The sequence below is a fragment of the Leptospira bandrabouensis genome (genome assembly GCF_004770905.1).
In the GTDB taxonomy this organism is placed as follows: domain Bacteria; phylum Spirochaetota; class Leptospiria; order Leptospirales; family Leptospiraceae; genus Leptospira_A; species Leptospira_A bandrabouensis.
In genome coordinates this window covers 36,383-52,485 of the sequence record NZ_RQHT01000014.1, presented here as the reverse complement: position 1 = coordinate 52,485, position 16,103 = coordinate 36,383, and the positions used below count along the sequence as shown (strand labels likewise).

General features: G+C 38.8%; 13 protein-coding genes. 8 read left to right on the top strand and 5 right to left on the bottom strand.

Annotation, left to right across the window (positions count from 1 at the left end; all coding sequences use genetic code 11):
• The first annotated feature begins 47 nt into the window (after window positions 1–47).
• The gene (locus EHR07_RS07390) at window positions 48–1,550 is read left to right on the top strand and encodes a succinate CoA transferase (protein WP_135744505.1); all 1,503 of its coding nucleotides are present in this window, start codon (window positions 48–50) and stop codon (window positions 1,548–1,550) included.
• Window positions 1,547–2,800, top strand: coding sequence for an NAD(P)-binding protein (locus tag EHR07_RS07385; RefSeq protein WP_135746218.1), 1,254 nt, complete (start codon window positions 1,547–1,549; stop codon window positions 2,798–2,800). Before EHR07_RS07390 ends, EHR07_RS07385 begins: the two co-directional genes overlap by 4 nt.
• 13 nt (window positions 2,801–2,813) lie before the next feature.
• Here the strand turns inward: EHR07_RS07385 and EHR07_RS07380 are convergent, their stop codons facing one another.
• Window positions 2,814–3,569, bottom strand: a complete 756-nt coding sequence (locus EHR07_RS07380) for an SAM-dependent methyltransferase (protein ID WP_135744504.1) — start codon at window positions 3,567–3,569, stop codon at window positions 2,814–2,816.
• Window positions 3,570–3,610: 41 nt separating this feature from the next.
• On the opposite strand from EHR07_RS07380, the gene EHR07_RS07375 reads away from it, so the two are divergent.
• From EHR07_RS07375 to EHR07_RS07360, 4 genes are all read left to right on the top strand, one after another.
• Window positions 3,611–3,877, top strand: coding sequence for a metal-sensitive transcriptional regulator (locus tag EHR07_RS07375; protein ID WP_135744503.1), 267 nt, complete (start codon window positions 3,611–3,613; stop codon window positions 3,875–3,877).
• Between the two features lie 99 nt (window positions 3,878–3,976).
• The gene (locus EHR07_RS07370) at window positions 3,977–4,201 is read left to right on the top strand and encodes a YgaP-like transmembrane domain (protein ID WP_135744502.1); all 225 of its coding nucleotides are present in this window, start codon (window positions 3,977–3,979) and stop codon (window positions 4,199–4,201) included.
• Between the two features lie 4 nt (window positions 4,202–4,205).
• Window positions 4,206–5,618, top strand: a complete 1,413-nt coding sequence (locus EHR07_RS07365; RefSeq protein WP_135744501.1) for a TolC family protein — start codon at window positions 4,206–4,208, stop codon at window positions 5,616–5,618.
• Complete coding sequence (locus tag EHR07_RS07360) at window positions 5,596–8,775, top strand: efflux RND transporter permease subunit (protein ID WP_135744500.1); 3,180 nt, start codon at window positions 5,596–5,598, stop codon at window positions 8,773–8,775. Before EHR07_RS07365 ends, EHR07_RS07360 begins: the two co-directional genes overlap by 23 nt.
• A 109-nt stretch (window positions 8,776–8,884) precedes the next feature.
• On the opposite strand, the gene EHR07_RS07355 is transcribed toward EHR07_RS07360, so the two are convergent.
• The 4 genes from EHR07_RS07355 to EHR07_RS07340 all read right to left on the bottom strand — a co-directional run bounded on the left by EHR07_RS07355 (window position 8,885) and on the right by EHR07_RS07340 (window position 14,007).
• Window positions 8,885–9,667: a hypothetical protein gene (locus EHR07_RS07355; protein ID WP_135744499.1), complete on the bottom strand. Its 783-nt coding sequence runs from the start codon at window positions 9,665–9,667 to the stop codon at window positions 8,885–8,887.
• 157 nt (window positions 9,668–9,824) lie between these two features.
• Complete coding sequence (locus EHR07_RS07350; RefSeq protein WP_135744498.1) at window positions 9,825–10,631, bottom strand: hypothetical protein; 807 nt, start codon at window positions 10,629–10,631, stop codon at window positions 9,825–9,827.
• A 41-nt stretch (window positions 10,632–10,672) separates the two neighbouring features.
• Window positions 10,673–11,479, bottom strand: a complete 807-nt coding sequence (locus EHR07_RS07345) for a hypothetical protein (protein WP_135744497.1) — start codon at window positions 11,477–11,479, stop codon at window positions 10,673–10,675.
• A gap of 146 nt (window positions 11,480–11,625) precedes the next feature.
• Complete coding sequence (locus EHR07_RS07340) at window positions 11,626–14,007, bottom strand: HAMP domain-containing sensor histidine kinase (RefSeq protein WP_135744496.1); 2,382 nt, start codon at window positions 14,005–14,007, stop codon at window positions 11,626–11,628.
• 163 nt (window positions 14,008–14,170) lie between these two features.
• On the opposite strand from EHR07_RS07340, the gene EHR07_RS07335 reads away from it, so the two are divergent.
• Entirely contained in the window at window positions 14,171–14,827 is a 657-nt protein-coding gene (locus EHR07_RS07335; RefSeq protein ID WP_135744495.1) for a lytic transglycosylase domain-containing protein, read from the top strand.
• Between the two features lie 70 nt (window positions 14,828–14,897).
• Window positions 14,898–16,100 carry a hypothetical protein gene (locus EHR07_RS07330; protein ID WP_135744494.1) on the top strand — a complete coding sequence of 401 codons (1,203 nt, stop codon included), beginning with the start codon at window positions 14,898–14,900 and terminating at the stop codon, window positions 16,098–16,100.
• Window positions 16,101–16,103 lie beyond the last annotated feature (3 nt).

The following is a 16,103-nucleotide window of genomic DNA, read 5'->3' as shown; positions in this document are numbered from 1 at the left end:
TTTTAGGCAATCTCTTTATCTTTGGTCAAAGAAGAGAATTTAAAATTATGGCCGTTACAAACCCTTTAATTGAACAAAAAATTAAAACAGCAGAAGAAGTGGCAGCACTTCTCCCCCAACATGTCACTCTAGGATGTTCTGGATTTACACCGGCTGGATACCCTAAACTCATTCCAGTAGCCTTTGCCAAACGAATTGAAGAAGAAAAAAAATTAGGCAAAGAGTTCTCTATTAATTTATATGCCGGTGCTTCCACTGGTGAGGAATTGGATGGTGCATTAGCAAAAACGGGTGCACTAAAATTAAGAATTCCATACCAATCGAATTCGCATCTGCGTAATCTTATCAACCAAGGTGAAACTGATTTCATCGATATGCATTTATCTCATGTTGTAAAATACATCGAACATGGAATTTTACCAAAAATTGATGCCGCTATTGTAGAAGCAATTGACGTAACCACAGATGGAAAAATTTATCTTTCTACTTCTTCAGGGATGAGTGCCACTTACATTCAAAATGCAGAATCAGTTTATATTGAATTAACAGATACTCATCCGTTAGAGTTAAAAGGTTATCATGATGTATATCTTCCCAACCATCATGAAAAAGGACTTCCTATTAATATTCTTACACCTGGGGATCGTATTGGATTACCGTACATTCAAGTCCCACCTGATAAAATCAAAGGGATTGTTCGATCTAGTAAACCAGATGCCTCTACGGTTTTTAAAACTCCTGATGAAGATTGTCAAAACATTGCCGCTCACGTATTGTCGTTCATCCAACATGAAATTAAAAAAGGAAGAATTCCTAAAGAATATCTTCCATTTCAAAATGGAGTAGGGAATATCGCAAACGCAGTTCTTTCTAGTATGGCGAAAGATCCAAACTTCCACTCGATACAAATGTATACAGAAGTAGTTCAGGATTCTGTATTTGATTTGATTGATGCAGGCAAATTAGAAATTGCATCTACCTCTGCGTTGACTTTTTCAGATGCAGGCCTGCGGAGATTCCACGAAAACATATCAGAATGGAAATCTAAGTTTATCATTCGTCCGCAAGAAATATCAAACCATCCAGAAGTGATTCGACGTATGGGACTCATTGCTATGAATACGGCAATCGAAGTTGATATTTATGGAAACGTAAATTCCACTCATGTAATGGGAACATCAATGATGAATGGAATTGGTGGATCGGGTGATTTTACTCGAAATTCCCATTTATGTATTTTTATGACACCATCGCTTGCCAAAGACGGAAATATTTCTGCAGTGGTCCCAATGGTATCACATACAGATCATAATGAACATTCAACTATGATATTTGTAACAGAACAAGGGTTAGCTGATCTTAGGGGTTGTCCTCCTAAAAAAAGAGCAGAACTCATTATTAATAACTGTGCTCATCCCATTTACCGAGATAAACTTCGTGAATATTATGAAAATGCCCTTCGCGTTTCAAAAGGAAAACATACACCTCACGATTTAGAAAGAGCACTTTCTTGGCATGTTCAATTCTTAAAAACGGGAAGTATGAAGTGATTGCAGTCGTTGGCTCTGGAATCACTGGACTTACAGCAGCATGGGCAATCGGAAAGTATAAGGATGTAACTTTATTTGAGAAACATCCAGAGATTGGTATGGCTGCTTTTGGAGCCATACAAACGATTGATGGGAAAAATATTGAATTTGATATTCCGTTTAGAACCATCAAACGCGACTATTATCCAACTCTCTTTCAAGTGTATGATAAGGCAGGAATCAAAACAAGGCCGGTGGATTATTCATTTTCTGTGGAATCGAATGGTGATTCTGTTTTTGGATTTCGTTCCCACCAAATCTTTGGTATTCCTTTTGGAATACCAACTATGGATTCTTTTCGAACAGGGAAAGGAAGGCAAATTTTTTCAGATTTACTGAAGTTTTATGCTAACGCTAAAGAAGACTGGAAAAAAGAAAATCCGTCCATTTCCATTTTAGATTTTTTAGTAAAATATGGATACTCCGCTGAATTTATTTATGAATTCCTTCTGCCAACATTTGCTTTAGTGAACACCTGCAAAACGGAGACAGTAGGTGCGTATCCTGCAGAAACCATTATTGGATACCATTCTCGTGGTTATTCTTATACTCCCCAGGAAACAGCAAGTTTAGGAACAAGGGATGTTGTGAATCGCCTTACTGAGAATTTAAAAAACCTAAACCTAAATGCTGGAATTCAAAAAATTTATAAACGAAATCATAAAACCATCATTCAATTTGCCAATGAGGAAAAAGAGTTTGATCATGTGATTCTTTCCACTCAGGCGAACCAAGCTAAAGATTTACTTGGTGAAGGTTTTGATTTAGAAAAAGAAATTTTAAACGAATTTCGTTATGAATCGAGTGATGTGGTCTTACATACCGATGAATCGTATTTTTTAAATCCTAAGGTATCTTTAATTTTTAAAATCAGAGAAGGTTTTGATAAACCTGAGGTAACTTTGGATTTAGGGAGAATCATCCCTGAGTTGAAAGGAAAAAAAATATTTCAAACTTGGAATCCACACAAACTGCCTAATGATGTTCATACATTGAAAGTGGCTAAGTTTGAAAGACCAGTGATGGATGAAAGAACAGCTAAAGCCATTCAAAGGATTGCAACATTACATTCTCAAACAAAATGTAATCTTTGGTTGTGTGGATCTTACTCTTTGTATGGGATTCCACTTTTAGAAGCTGGCGCAAAATCTGCGTTACAAGTTGCTTCTCGATTGTTAAACCAAAATATAGATGAATTGATACAAAAGTAATTCCTGCTTGGATTTATTTTTCGAAAACATGATAGTAGTAAGTAAGTCCAAGGTAATTCACAAACCAATCTAAAACCTTTGCAAATGCTCTTAAGGAAATAGGTAAATTTGTGGAATGATTGGTAAAACCCTTGATTACAAATAAGGTCCAGTTTTGGTTTTCTATTTGTTTCCATCCCATTGATTTTAATTCTAAAATTGTTTCTTCGTTCAATTTTAAATTTTCTTTGGGTATAAGAAAAGGCAGATAGAGCCATACAAATTTTTTAAATTTGTTTTCTGCGATTTGAAAATTTGTGAAAACAAACTTTCCTCCTGGTTTTAAGACCCTATAACTTTCTTTGTAAAATTCAGAAAGATTCTTAAAATGATAGGCTGCATCTAAAGAAAAAACATAATCGTAAGTAGAATCAGGTAACGATTCCAAAACTTCCCAACTACCTTTTAAGAAAGGTTTCACTTCTATATTATTAGAACCAAATAATTGTTCGGCGAACTCTGATTGTTCTCCAGGGAGATTGATTGCGGATAGGAGTTTTGGATGATAAAATTTCGACCAGTATAATAAACTTCCTCCAAGGCCCGAACCAACTTCCAAAATTTTTGATTCTGTTTTTAGCTGGCATCCCTTCGCAAATTCTGATACAAACCGGATCCCCGCATTTTTGTAGGAAGATTCCCCCTCCCAGTATCCAAAATTAGAAAGGTAGAAGGGGGGAGATTGGGGAAGGATAAACGCTGGTGATTTAGAAAAGGGGAAGGGTGTCATTTTTTACTTGCTGGATTCTTATACCCTGCCGGGTATGTAGTATGAGCTTTTCGGAAAACCAAACTAAACTGATCCACCGTATCAATCGAATCCAGGGACAGCTGGAAGCAATCAAGAATACAATCATAACAGAAGAAAAAGACTGCGAAAAGGCAATCTTACTTTTGAAAGCAGCCCACCAAGCCATGAAAAAGTTCGGAGAGGCCTATATCCATGAATATATGGATACTTGCTTCAAAGAAAAAAAATCCACACAAAACATAGAAACGGATGTAAAAAAAGCAATTTCTGCCGCCTTTTCTCTCTAACCCCCCTCTTTTTAAGTAAAAAATCCATAAATCGCTTGCCACATATACCCACAGGGGTATATGTGGATTTAGTATCTGTATACTATAGGGGGTATGGTAATGTTTCTAGCTTCAACAAAAACTTGGTATTTGGAACGAGTGGTATTTTTCATCGCAGGACTCTTCAGTCTCGTGGGTGTATCACTGGGATTCTTCGTTTCACCTTGGTGGTATTTATTGAATCTACTTGTGGGTGTGAACCTGGTTGTTTTTTCAACCACTGGCTTTTGTCCGATGGCCATTCTTTTGAACAAACTTGGTTTTGAACCAAAGGTTAGGGATTAAGAATATGAAATCAATCATTAGCTTTTTGCTTTTGGTCGGACCGATGGCTCTCTTTGCGGAGAGCGTCGGTTTTAGTGATTTGTGGAAACGAATTGAGGAAAATTCTTCAGCGAGAAAATCCAAGTATTTGGAATGGAAGGCAGGAGAAATTGCCAAAGATAGATCCGAAAAACACTGGTTACCTAGAGTATATACCGATTTACGTACCTTCCAAACAAATGATCCTACACTTAATTTTATGGGAAAATTGAGCCAACGAAGTGCAACAGATTCTGATTTTTCTACAGCTTCAACAAGATATCGGCCAGGAAATTTTTTAGATTCGAATAACCAAGCTTATTCGACATTAAACTCGGATACAATGAATCTATTTGCTAAAGATACACTCAACTATCCTGGAAGTCATACATATTCTCGCGGAACACTTGGTATGGATTTACCATTGTATGAAGGTGGGTCTGGAAAAACTCTCGCTGCCATGAATGAAAAAAGGTCTACAGGTCTTAAGTTTGAGTGGCTTGCTATCCGAGACCGGGAGTTTGCACAAACTGGTTTTTATTACCGAGCGATCCAAACTTTAAATGAATACAAACGTAGATTGGAACAAATTAAGAAAATTGAGTCTAGGTTCCAATCTAATTATTCACTTGGTAATAAAGGAAATCCCGTTGGGTATGCAGGTTATCTTGCATTAAAATCTATCAAAAACCAAATTGCCGTTTTAGAAAAACAATCTGATCTACAAATCAATGATTATAAAGAAACTTTATATGTTCTATCAGACCTCCCTCCATCTGAATTAGAAATTATTGAATCCGATTTGAATGTATTTTTAGATACACACTTCAAACGCCCTACCGGTTACGAAAGATCCAATCAAATGAATGCACAGATCAAATATGCGGAAGGGGAAAGACTCAAAAGCGATATGGAGATGGCAAAGTTTTTACCTAAAGTTGGAGCTTATTCGGAAGCTTATGGATACCAAGGGAGTCGTAACGTTTCGAATGCTTACCAAGCTGGTGTGTATTTACAAATGAATCTTTACAATCCAAAAGATATGGGAGCAGTCGAAGAATCTAAACTTAATGCAGAAGCTGCTTTGAAAAAGATCGAAGAGAAAACTAAGGAAGAAGAAGCTCATGTAAAATCTCTTTTTCAAAAAGAAATTTCTCTCAAAGAAAGTCTTGATTTGGTAAGAGAAACTGTAAAATACCAAGACGAACAAATTGTGAATATGCAGAGACTCTTTCAAAGTGGAGCCATCAATGCTATCCAATTTGCAGAAACATTAAATAAATCTCTTGAATTATCCCGTGTGCTTATGGAAACAGAAATCGCTGTTTTACAAGTAAGAACAGAGACGTCATTATTTTCAAATAAGGAAGAATCAAATGAATCCATTGGAAGAAATTAGAAAAGGGTTTGCTGGACGACTTGCAGAAACATTTCTGCATTCAAGACTGACTCCTGTTATTGCGGTCGCTAGTTTAATCTTGGGGTTATTTGCTGTATACTTAACACCCAAAGAAGAGGAACCACAAATTTCTGTTCCTATGATTGATATCCAGATTCCTGCACCTGGATTTTCACCAGAAGAGACGGAACGTAAGGTTACAGAGTTTGTAGAACGTGCCGTATGGGGACTCGAGGGCGTAGAATATATTTATTCCACTAGTAAGTGGCATGGAAGTTATATCACTGTTCGATTCAAAGTGGGAGAACCTATTGAACCTTCTTTGGTCAAAATCCATCATAAATTGATGGAGGTTAAGAATGTTCTACCTCCAAACACTTTAAGCCCTATTGTAAAATCGTATTCCATTGATGATGTTCCGTTTTTGGCATTGAGTTTCAGTGCAGAAAACATGAACGATTATGACTTACGACAATTGGTGGCACCATTAGCACGTGAACTCTCTTCTACTCCTGATTTAGCATCAGTGCAAATGTTAGGTGGTTTGAAAAAAGTCGTAAGGGTAAAAGTAGATCCTAATCTTTTGAATCGATTTGGTGTCACTGCAATTGAAGTAGCAATGAGTCTGAAACAAAACGATGCTTTGATCCCTGCTGGAAAAAATTGGTCCTCAGATGCCATTATGGATATTGAGGTAGGTGGAGTACTCAAAAAAATATCTGATGTCAAACGACTCCCCGTCGCGCAAAGGGGTGGGCGAGTAGTTCGGATCCAAGACCTGGCAACTGTCGAAGAAGGTCCAGAAGAACGAACCAAATCTTCTGCCCTGTATGATAAATCTTTAGGTGAAGGAAAACGAAATGCAGTTACCATTGTGTTTGCCAAAAGAAAAGGAACAAACGTAGTCAATTTATCCAAAGATTTATTGGAAAGAGCAAACTTGTTCCAAAAAGATTTACCAAAAGAAATTCGTTTGAGTGTGATTCGTGATTACGGAAGTACAGCAGAAGATAAATCACATGAGCTGATAGAACATTTACTCATTGCGACCATTTCTGTTACAGTTCTCATTGCGCTTTGGATGGGATGGAGGTCTGCTCTTGTCGTAGCCATTGCAATCCCAGTGACTCTTGCCCTTACTTTGGCGATTTATTATTTTCTTGGTTATACTTTGAACCGGGTGACATTATTTGCTTTGATTTTCTCCATTGGGATTCTTGTGGATGATGCCATCGTTGTTGTTGAAAACATTGAAAGGCATTTAGAAGAAAATCCAAAGTTAGGAATCATTCGTGCCACACTCGTGGCAGTATCGGAAGTTGGGAATCCTACCATCCTTGCTACCTTTACAGTAATCGCAGCTATTTTACCAATGGCTTTTGTTCGAGGACTTATGGGTCCTTATATGAAACCAATCCCTGTGGGAGCAAGCCTTGCGATGATTCTATCTCTTATCGTTGCTTTTGCCATCACACCTTGGGCTTCTGTTAGATTACTAAAGGAAAACCATTCTCATGCAGAAAACGGATCCGGTGAACATAAAGTTTCCAAACTGGATCAAATTTATATTCGTTTTATGAATTGGTTACTAGGTTTCAAAAAGAACGCTGCTGTATTTGGAGCTATTACCATTGGTTTATTACTGATCTCCATGGCCTTTGTAGGTTTCAAGTGGGTGAAGGTAAAAATGTTACCTTTTGATAACAAAGAAGAATTTCAAGTTTTGTTAGATTATAAACCAGAAACTACACTGACTCAAAGTATGAGGCATTCCGAAGAGTTAACCAAAATTCTTTTAAAAAATCCCAATGTGGAAAAAATACAAATTTTTGCAGGAGAAGCGGCACCGTTTTCTTTTTCGGGAATGGTAAAACATTCATTTTTACGTAACCTTGATTCGATGAATGATTTGCAGGTAATTTTAAAAAATAAAAATGAGCGTAAAGAATCAAGCCATGAGATCATCGAAACTTTAAGATCCGACATACAAAAGTTTGGTGAACGTTATGATGCCATTACAAAAGTATTGGAGATCCCTCCTGGGCCGCCAGTGATGGCCACTATGGTGGCAGAAGTGTATGGTCCAACGGCTCAGGAACGAAAAAAGGTAACTGAAGAAATTTACGAAGTGTTTCGTAAGGAACCAAGTGTAGTAGATTTGGATACATCTCTTAGAAATGGTCGTCCAAAAATGGTTTACCCAATCGATTTTGAAAAATCGGGACTTTATGGAATTAAAACTTCAGCCCTGGCTTATACAGGATCTATTCTTTTTTCCGAATCGCCTCTAGTCAGTTTGGCGACAGCGGAAGAACCTGAAGAAGTGACTGTGAATCTTTCTGTGATCCAAAGTTTCCGAGGTTCTAAAAACCCTTTTCAAAACCAAAACATCATGTCTATGGAATCGGGTGTTGTATCCTCAGAACGTGTTTTAGGCAAACCATATTTGGAAGAAGATCGGGCTCTTTTTCGTAAAAACTTAAAACCAGTCAATTATGTGATGAGCGAACTTTCTGGTGAAGAAGAAGCCCCTGTATATGGAATGTTAAAACTCGCACCTAAAATCAACTATGAAACACAAACTGCAGATGTTCCTTGGAATACAACAAAACCTGTGATTAAGTGGGATGGTGAATGGTTTATCACCTATGAAGTGTTCCGCGATTTAGGTGGTGCATTTGCTGTGGTGATTTTACTCATTTATGTTTTAGTGCTTGGGTGGTTTAAAAGTTATTCTGTTCCCCTTGTGATTATGGCACCAATTCCAATTTCGCTGATTGGAATTTTACCAGGTCACTGGGCGATGGGTGCTTATTTTACGGCAACTTCCATGATTGGTTTTATCGCTGGTGCAGGGATTATTGTCAGAAACTCGATCATACTTGTAGATTTTATCGAAGGTGAAATTAGGAAAGGTGTGGAACTTAAAGAAGCTGTTGTCCATGCAGGTGTAGTTCGTTTTCGACCTATGTTACTCACTGCTTCTGCCGTGGTGGTTGGATCCTTTGTGATGTTATTTGATCCAATCTTTGAAGGTCTTGCTATCTCACTTATGTTTGGTGAAATTGCTGCCACTGTCCTCAGTCGATTTGCTGTTCCTGTTTTATATTACTGGTTTATCGGGAAATCAAGACAAGGAGTGATTAAACACGCGTAAGGAATTAAGTGAATCACTTAATGAAAACAAAAAAAGGCTGAAATTACTTTCAGCCTTTCAGTCGAAACCCTTTGAAAAAAACCAAAGGGTCTTTTCTCAAACTAATGAATTAACGAGTTCCCTCGTTTTTAATCTCACTATGGTTCTTATACAATCCGGTTGCTGTTAGAGAAGGTGCTCTTAGATGACCAGTGTATTGTGTGTAAGTAGTGCTACCACTCACAATAGAAGATTGGCATTTATCAAGTCCACCAGCACGGTTGTATCCGCAAGAAGAGTGGTATGCCACAGCATAATCATCTTCTCCAGGTAGGATGGCAGAAGCTCCAAATGCACCTTTATAACCAGGCACATGGTTGATCTGAATTCCACCAGTGTTGTTGTGATTGAAAGCCCCACGAGCGGTTGATACGATGAGAGATTTGTCCATCGCATTTCCTGCAAATCCAAACGTTACGCCGTTGAGTGCAGAAGCAAGTTCCGATCCACCAGAAGCAGCAGCAAGTGCTGTCACTTTTGTGAGGTTAAATCCTTTTGCCGATGCCGTTGAACCTAGGTTTGACAACCAAAATTCAATCGCATAACATCCTGCTGAGTGACAAACGATTTTGCAAGAGTTGGACCCTTTGCAATAGTTTGTGAGTCCAGTTGCAATGTTTGTTTGTGCGCGGGCAGTTCCGTAAGTTCTAGGATCTGTGGTTCCATCGTAACCGATGAAAATTTTCGATCCAGAAACGGTATTGGCAGAGCTTCCCCAATACGAATTTACGTCTGTGGTTCCCACGCCGTTGTGGTTTTTGTCTGACTTACCGTGAATGAACACGGTGTATGTTTGTGCACTGAGCGATCCTGCAAACAGCATCGCAAGTATCGTTGTGATTGAGCTACGCATCTTTTTTTTCCTTTTTCTGATTTTCTATATTACGACACAAATTCCATAAATAAGTCAAATATGTCAATTTATATATAGTTGGGGCAAAAAAAAGGCCAGCCGATTGGCTGACCTATCCTTTTCTCTTGATTCAGAGAAGAGTGGGAGTTTCGGCGATTTACCGATATCCTTCTGATTTGATTTCGCTGTGGTCGAGGTAAAGTCCAGTCGCAGTTACAGAAGGAGCACGGTAATGTCCGCTGTATTGTGTGTAGGTTACGTTGGAATTAAAAGGCCAGATTCCTTCACTTTGAGTGAGAGAAGATTGGCATTTGTTAAGTCCACCTGCTTTGTTGTAACCGCAAGAAGAGTGGTATGCCACAGCATAGTCATCTTCTCCAGGAAGGATGGCAGAAGCTCCAAACATTCCTTTGTAACCAGGAACGTGGTTTACCGCAACACCGGCAGTGTTGTTGTGATTGAAAGCACCACGAGCGGTTCCTACGATGAGAGATTTGTCCATCGCGTTTCCTGCAAATCCAAAAGTAATTCCGTTTAGCGCAGAAGCAAGTTCTGATCCACCAGAAGCTGCAGCAAGTGCTGTTACTTTTGTAAGATTAAATCCTTTTGAGGAGGCAGTAGAACCAAGGTTAGATAACCAATACTCAATCGCATAACAACCAGCAGAGTGGCAAACGATTTTGCAAGAGTTAGATCCTTTGCAATAGTTTGTAAGACCTGTGGCAATGTTTGTTTGTGCACGAGAAGATCCGTAAGTTCTAGGATCAGTCGTTCCATCGTATCCGATGAAAATTTTTGATCCAGAAACGGAACTAGTGGAAGAACCCCAGTATCCGTTTACGTCTGTTGTTCCCACACCGTTGTGGTTTTTGTCTGACTTACCGTGAATGAACACAGTGTAAGTTTGGGCACTGAGCGATCCTGCAAACAGCATCGCAAGTATTGTTGTGATTGAGCTACGCATCTTTTTTTTCCTTTTCCTTTCTTTGAATGATACCGGTTAACTTATCTCCAACCTTCGGTTTTGATTTGTCCGTGGTCTAAATAAAGTCCTGTGGAAGAAACAGAAGGAGCACGGTAGTGTCCACTGTATTGGTTGTATGTTTTATTGGATCCAAATGGCCAGAGCCCTTCGTATTGAGTGAGTGAAGATTGGCATTTATTTAAACCACCAGTTCTATTGTATCCACAAGAAGAGTGGTAAGCCACAGCATAGTCATCTTCACCAGGAAGAATGAGGGAGGCACCAATCATACCTTTGTAACCTGGAACGTGGTTAACGGCAACACCAGCAGTGTTGTTGTGATTGAAAGCACCACGAGCTGTGGTAACTATAAGTGATTTGTCCATTGCGTTTCCACCAAATCCGAAAGTGATTCCGTTCAGAGCGTTCGCAAGTTCTGATCCACCAGAAGCCGCAGCAAGTGCTGTTACTTTTGTAAGATTAAATCCTTTTGAGGAGGCAGTTGAACCAAGGTTTGACAACCAATACTCAATTGCATAACATCCAGCAGAGTGGCAAACGATCTTACAAGAGTTAGATCCTTTGCAATAGTTAGTAAGACCTGTGGCAATATTAGTTTGTGCCCTGGAAGATCCGTAAGATCTAGGGTCAGTCGTTCCATCATAACCGATGAAAATTCTTGTTCCCCCTACCGAATTAACGGAAGAACCCCAATAGCTGTTTACGTCAGTGGTCCCAACGCCATTATGATTTTTGTCTGATTTTCCGTGGATAAAGACTGTATAAGTCTGTGCACTTAGGGATCCTGCTAAAAGGACTGCCGTTATGGTTGCTAGTAGAGTTCGCATCTTGTTTTCCTGTTTCCGAAGGTATGTTCTCCTTGTTTTATAAGTTTGGCAAAAGATTGACAAGAAATTTTTTTACATATTTAGACAAAATTTTAACATATTTTTGCCATTGTCAGGGTTTCTCTGACGATCTTTAGGGCAGATTCCTAGGATTTTGCTAGGGGAATGCGGATGGTAAAAAGGGTTTTGCCGGGACGACTTTCCACTTGGATGTTTCCATTGTGGTTCTGGATGATTTTCTGGACGATCGATAGCCCAAGCCCCGTGCCCATTCCTAGTTCTTTTGTGGTAAAAAAGGGCTCAAAGATTCGGGGAAGAATTTCCTCAGGGATTCCTTTCCCATTGTCTTCAATGCTGACAATTGCTTCTGTTTCTTCTTCTTTGAGGAAAATTTGGATTTTCCCTCCTTCTTTGGGACAGGCTTGGATGGCATTGTAAATGAGATTGGTCCAAACTTGCACGAGTTCGTCGGCATGCCCGAGAATTACGGGATCTCCACTGATTTTCCAATCAATTTCGATACTCTGTTTCCAACTGGTGGAATACATGGAAAGAACCGAATCGATCCCCTCTTTGAGAGAAAGGAGTTTTTGTGATTCCTTGGGACCAGCATAGGAATGATGTTTGAGTGCAAATACAATCTTTGAGGCCCGTTCCACTGCCGTTTCAATAATCCCCAAATGGAAACCAATGACAAATTCATTGAGTTTGGATTGGAAGGTGTTTCTTCCTTCTTCTGTATCGAATAATTTTTGGTATTCTTCTGGAATAGTTTCAATTTTAAAATCGAAACAAGTATCAGCAAGGGAGATGGGATCGGGAATCGATTTGGATTTAAAATATGCAATGAGTTCTTTTTTCCTTTTGAACCGTGACGTAACTTCAGATCGTTTTTGGGTTTTAAACTCTTCCAAAAATTGTTCTGCTAAAAGGACCAGTTCTGTTTTTTCTGAACTAACAACATTTGCCTGCCCATCTTTGATAAATTGGATACTTCCTTTAATAGCTGCTAGTGGGTTATTGATTTCATGTGCTACACTGGCTGCAATTTTACCTAGAGTGGACATTCGTTCTGCATGTAAAAGTTGTTCTTGGGTTTCTCTTAGTTCTAAGATGGTTTGGTTTAAAGATTCTGTGCGTTCTTTGATTTTTTGTTCTAATTGAAGCCTTGCATCCCGAACAATGGAAATCATTTCGTTAAAACTATTGGATAACTCGCCAATTTCATCTCTGCTTGATACTTTGACAGTAACAAACAAATCCCCTGAATGCATTTTTCTAATCCCTGCCAGTAATCTGGTTAATGGATATACAATACTTGTTTTATGTAATACGGGATATAACATAAAAATTGTAAATAAAGAGAATAGGAGAGTAACGATAAGCCAAACAACGGTTTGGTGTACTTTGTTTCTGTATTCAATATAAGGGATTGCGACTAAAAAATGATGGTTTTTCGCGTAAAAATCAGAAGTCCAGTAAATGCCACTAGGTTCATTTGTCAATGAATGTAACTGAAATGATTCGAAAGAAGATGAAACCTTTTTAAATTCTTTTATATTCTCTTTTGTAAAGTTAACTTTATTGATGCGGAAATTTTGATTCTGTATGTCTATGACTAGTTCAGAAAGATATACAAATGGATAAGTCGAACCAAGTTCCAGTTGTGTTTTAATGCTATGTTTTTCTCGACTCATTTCATTTTGAAAATCCACACGAAACCTGTTGAATAAAAAATTAGCAACGATGGAAAGGATCAAATACAAAATGGTTAAATTGAAAGTCATGATTTTAAATCCAACCGTGGAAGGTATTGTTTCTTGGTTTAGTGAAACCAAAATAAGAATCGTCATGATAATGATTGTTAGGTTAGTTAGTAAAAAAAGAAAGGTTGGTTTGCTGAAATAATTTAGATCCACAAGGATATCAGCTAATGCCAAAGAAAGAATCCCTAGGATGGCTAAAAGAAATCCTCCTGTATTTCTTTTTTGTAAACCTTGAAACTTTAAGTATTTAGCAAAAAGTACAACAATCGTATTTCCAAGAACCAAAAACATAGTACCTGCAATGGAAAGGATGGAAAGTTGGACTATCAGAGAGGTGGATTGTTGGTCTGGAACATAGAATTCCATTTTGGGATCAAAATGTACTTCACGGAAAAAAAAACCGGTTCCGTTGGCAAAAATCGCAAGGACGGCAAGTGTGATGTGTACGCGAAGGCTCCATTGTTTCCAACGCGGAAAACTATTTTCCTGAAATCCAAAGGCTAAATGGGAAGAGGCAACACCCAAAATCAAAATGACGGGATTTTTCAAAAAAACAAAAACGTAAGCGGTCCAAGGGGCAACAAAGGAATTGCAAATCGACCAAGCCACCGACCAGAAAAAAAGACAGATAAGGGGAATGAGAAGGCCTCGGAAAGTAGGGGTTAAATCCTCCTTTCGGGACATAAAGTAGACAAAGGCAATCCCGCTCACCAAACAGAGCCCAAAATAAAAAAAACTGTATAGATTCAGTAAGGGAGCCAAGCCAATCCAGAAATCCCTGAGATTTGACTTTCGGCAAGCATTTCGTTATCCCGGGAGAAATCCTATAGTGCGACGCACAAAATTCCCCTTGCCAACAGGACAGTCTCGAAAATCATGGACTTATTGTGCGATGCACAATTGAAAGTCTGAAAATGAGGACCCCATGCGAAAACGAAACACAATCACTCAAATTTTAGGAACTGGCCTACTTTTGGTTATTTTCCTCACAGAATCCTATGGAAAGATCAGCTCTGCCGGTCTTTCTGTTCGTAATGAATCTTCCAAATGGAAATTGGAAGTCTATATTGCCAAACACAGACCAAACCTTACTCCTAAGGAAAGGCGAGAATTGGTTTCTGCGATGGAAAATGCTGCCCTTAACCTGAGGTTTCCCGTAGGTAACAAAATGGAACGTTATGACAAATTGGGATTTTTGGTAGGCCTTGTGCAGACCGAATCGCAGTTCCATAAAAGAGCGAAGTCACATAAAGGCGCACTTGGACTCATGCAAGTAATGCCGGCAACAGCCAAGTGGTTGGCTGAAAAAGAAGGAATTCCTTTTTCTTCTGCTAAGAATTTGTATGAACCTGAAATTAATTTGTACATTGGTGTTCTTTATTTGAATTATTTAATGGAACGCACTGATTCCTTGGAGGCTGCCTTATTATCTTATAATGCAGGGCTTGGAGGTTATAAACGATTTGGAGGCATTCCAGAGTATTCGCGATCAGTGTACCGGTATTACGAAGAATGGAAATCGATGCCCGTACCAACACAAAGTCTGATTACTGAAACTGTAGCGAGTCTTCTTTCTATCTAAATTTTACTTTACATAGTTTTAAAACCGACAAGGCTCTTATCCGTTTTATAAAACAAAAGGATGGGAGCGTATGGATTTAATTCGTAGATACGGTGTGTATCTAGCAGTTGTTATATTGGTCGTGATTGGCCTTATCTTCTTTTTATTTAAGGATAATGTTGGATCGGATCAAGATGCTAGAGAGAAAGCCAGACAAGAAAGGATGGCAAGTAACTCTGATCCAACGCAAAATGATGATAGTTCTGGAAGTGGATCGGATGGATCAAGCGGCGTTCCAGACGATGGTGCCACTCCTGAATATATTTTAGAAAAGTATTTAGAATGGGCTGAATACCCACCTTTCTCAAGACCAATGTCCATCCTCAATCATGATTTGGCTTTCCCATTCATTATTGAAACTTCTCCCGATTATTCCATCGATCCAAAAACGAACGAACCAACAGGTTATGTATGTTTATTCCAACCAAAAACTTGGGCAGTCATTGGAAACAAAGACATGATGTATGTAACATTAGAATGTCGTGACAAAGCAAGGAATCGAGTAAAGGTATCCATTGATTCTCATCAAGTTTTTAAAGAATGGGAAGGGCAAAGATACGGCGTAGTCAGTGCCTCTGTGAATGACAACGGAACCGATGGGGACCAAACTAGAGGAGATAATATTTTTACATTCTCTTGGAAACCACAGAAAGGTGATTGGGGACAAATGTCTCTTGTTGCAGAAATTACTTACGGACCAGAAAATCTTAAAACAACTCTTACATCTAGTTTCTTTTCTAGTCCTTCCATTCCAGCTGAATTTAATGGAGTTTTTTCTGACTCTTTACAAGACGGATCCCTCATTGTTCGTGCAGTGGTGAATGTTTATCGAAAAGGAAAATACCATTTAGAAGCAAATTTAAAAGACGAAAAGAATGGGGAATATATCGCCTATGCCGTGTACGATGGAGATTTGGTTTCTGGTTCGAACGAAGTGGAATTTACTTTTTTCGGGAAAATCCTTCGTGATAAAGACTTAGATGGTCCGTATTTGGCGACATCTTTTCGTGGACACCGAGTCAACTTACCCATTGATCCTGAATGGTTCAACCAAGGGGCAGAAGGGCTCAGAAAAATCCAAGCGGCAAAAACAACAGAACCTGATCGTGAGCTTGTTGTTCCTTATAAAGATGAGTACAAAACAAAATATTATAAAGTGGAATCCTTCTCGAATGCAGCTTGGGATTCAGCAGACAAACAAAATCGCATTCGTCAAATCAAAGCACTACAATAACCT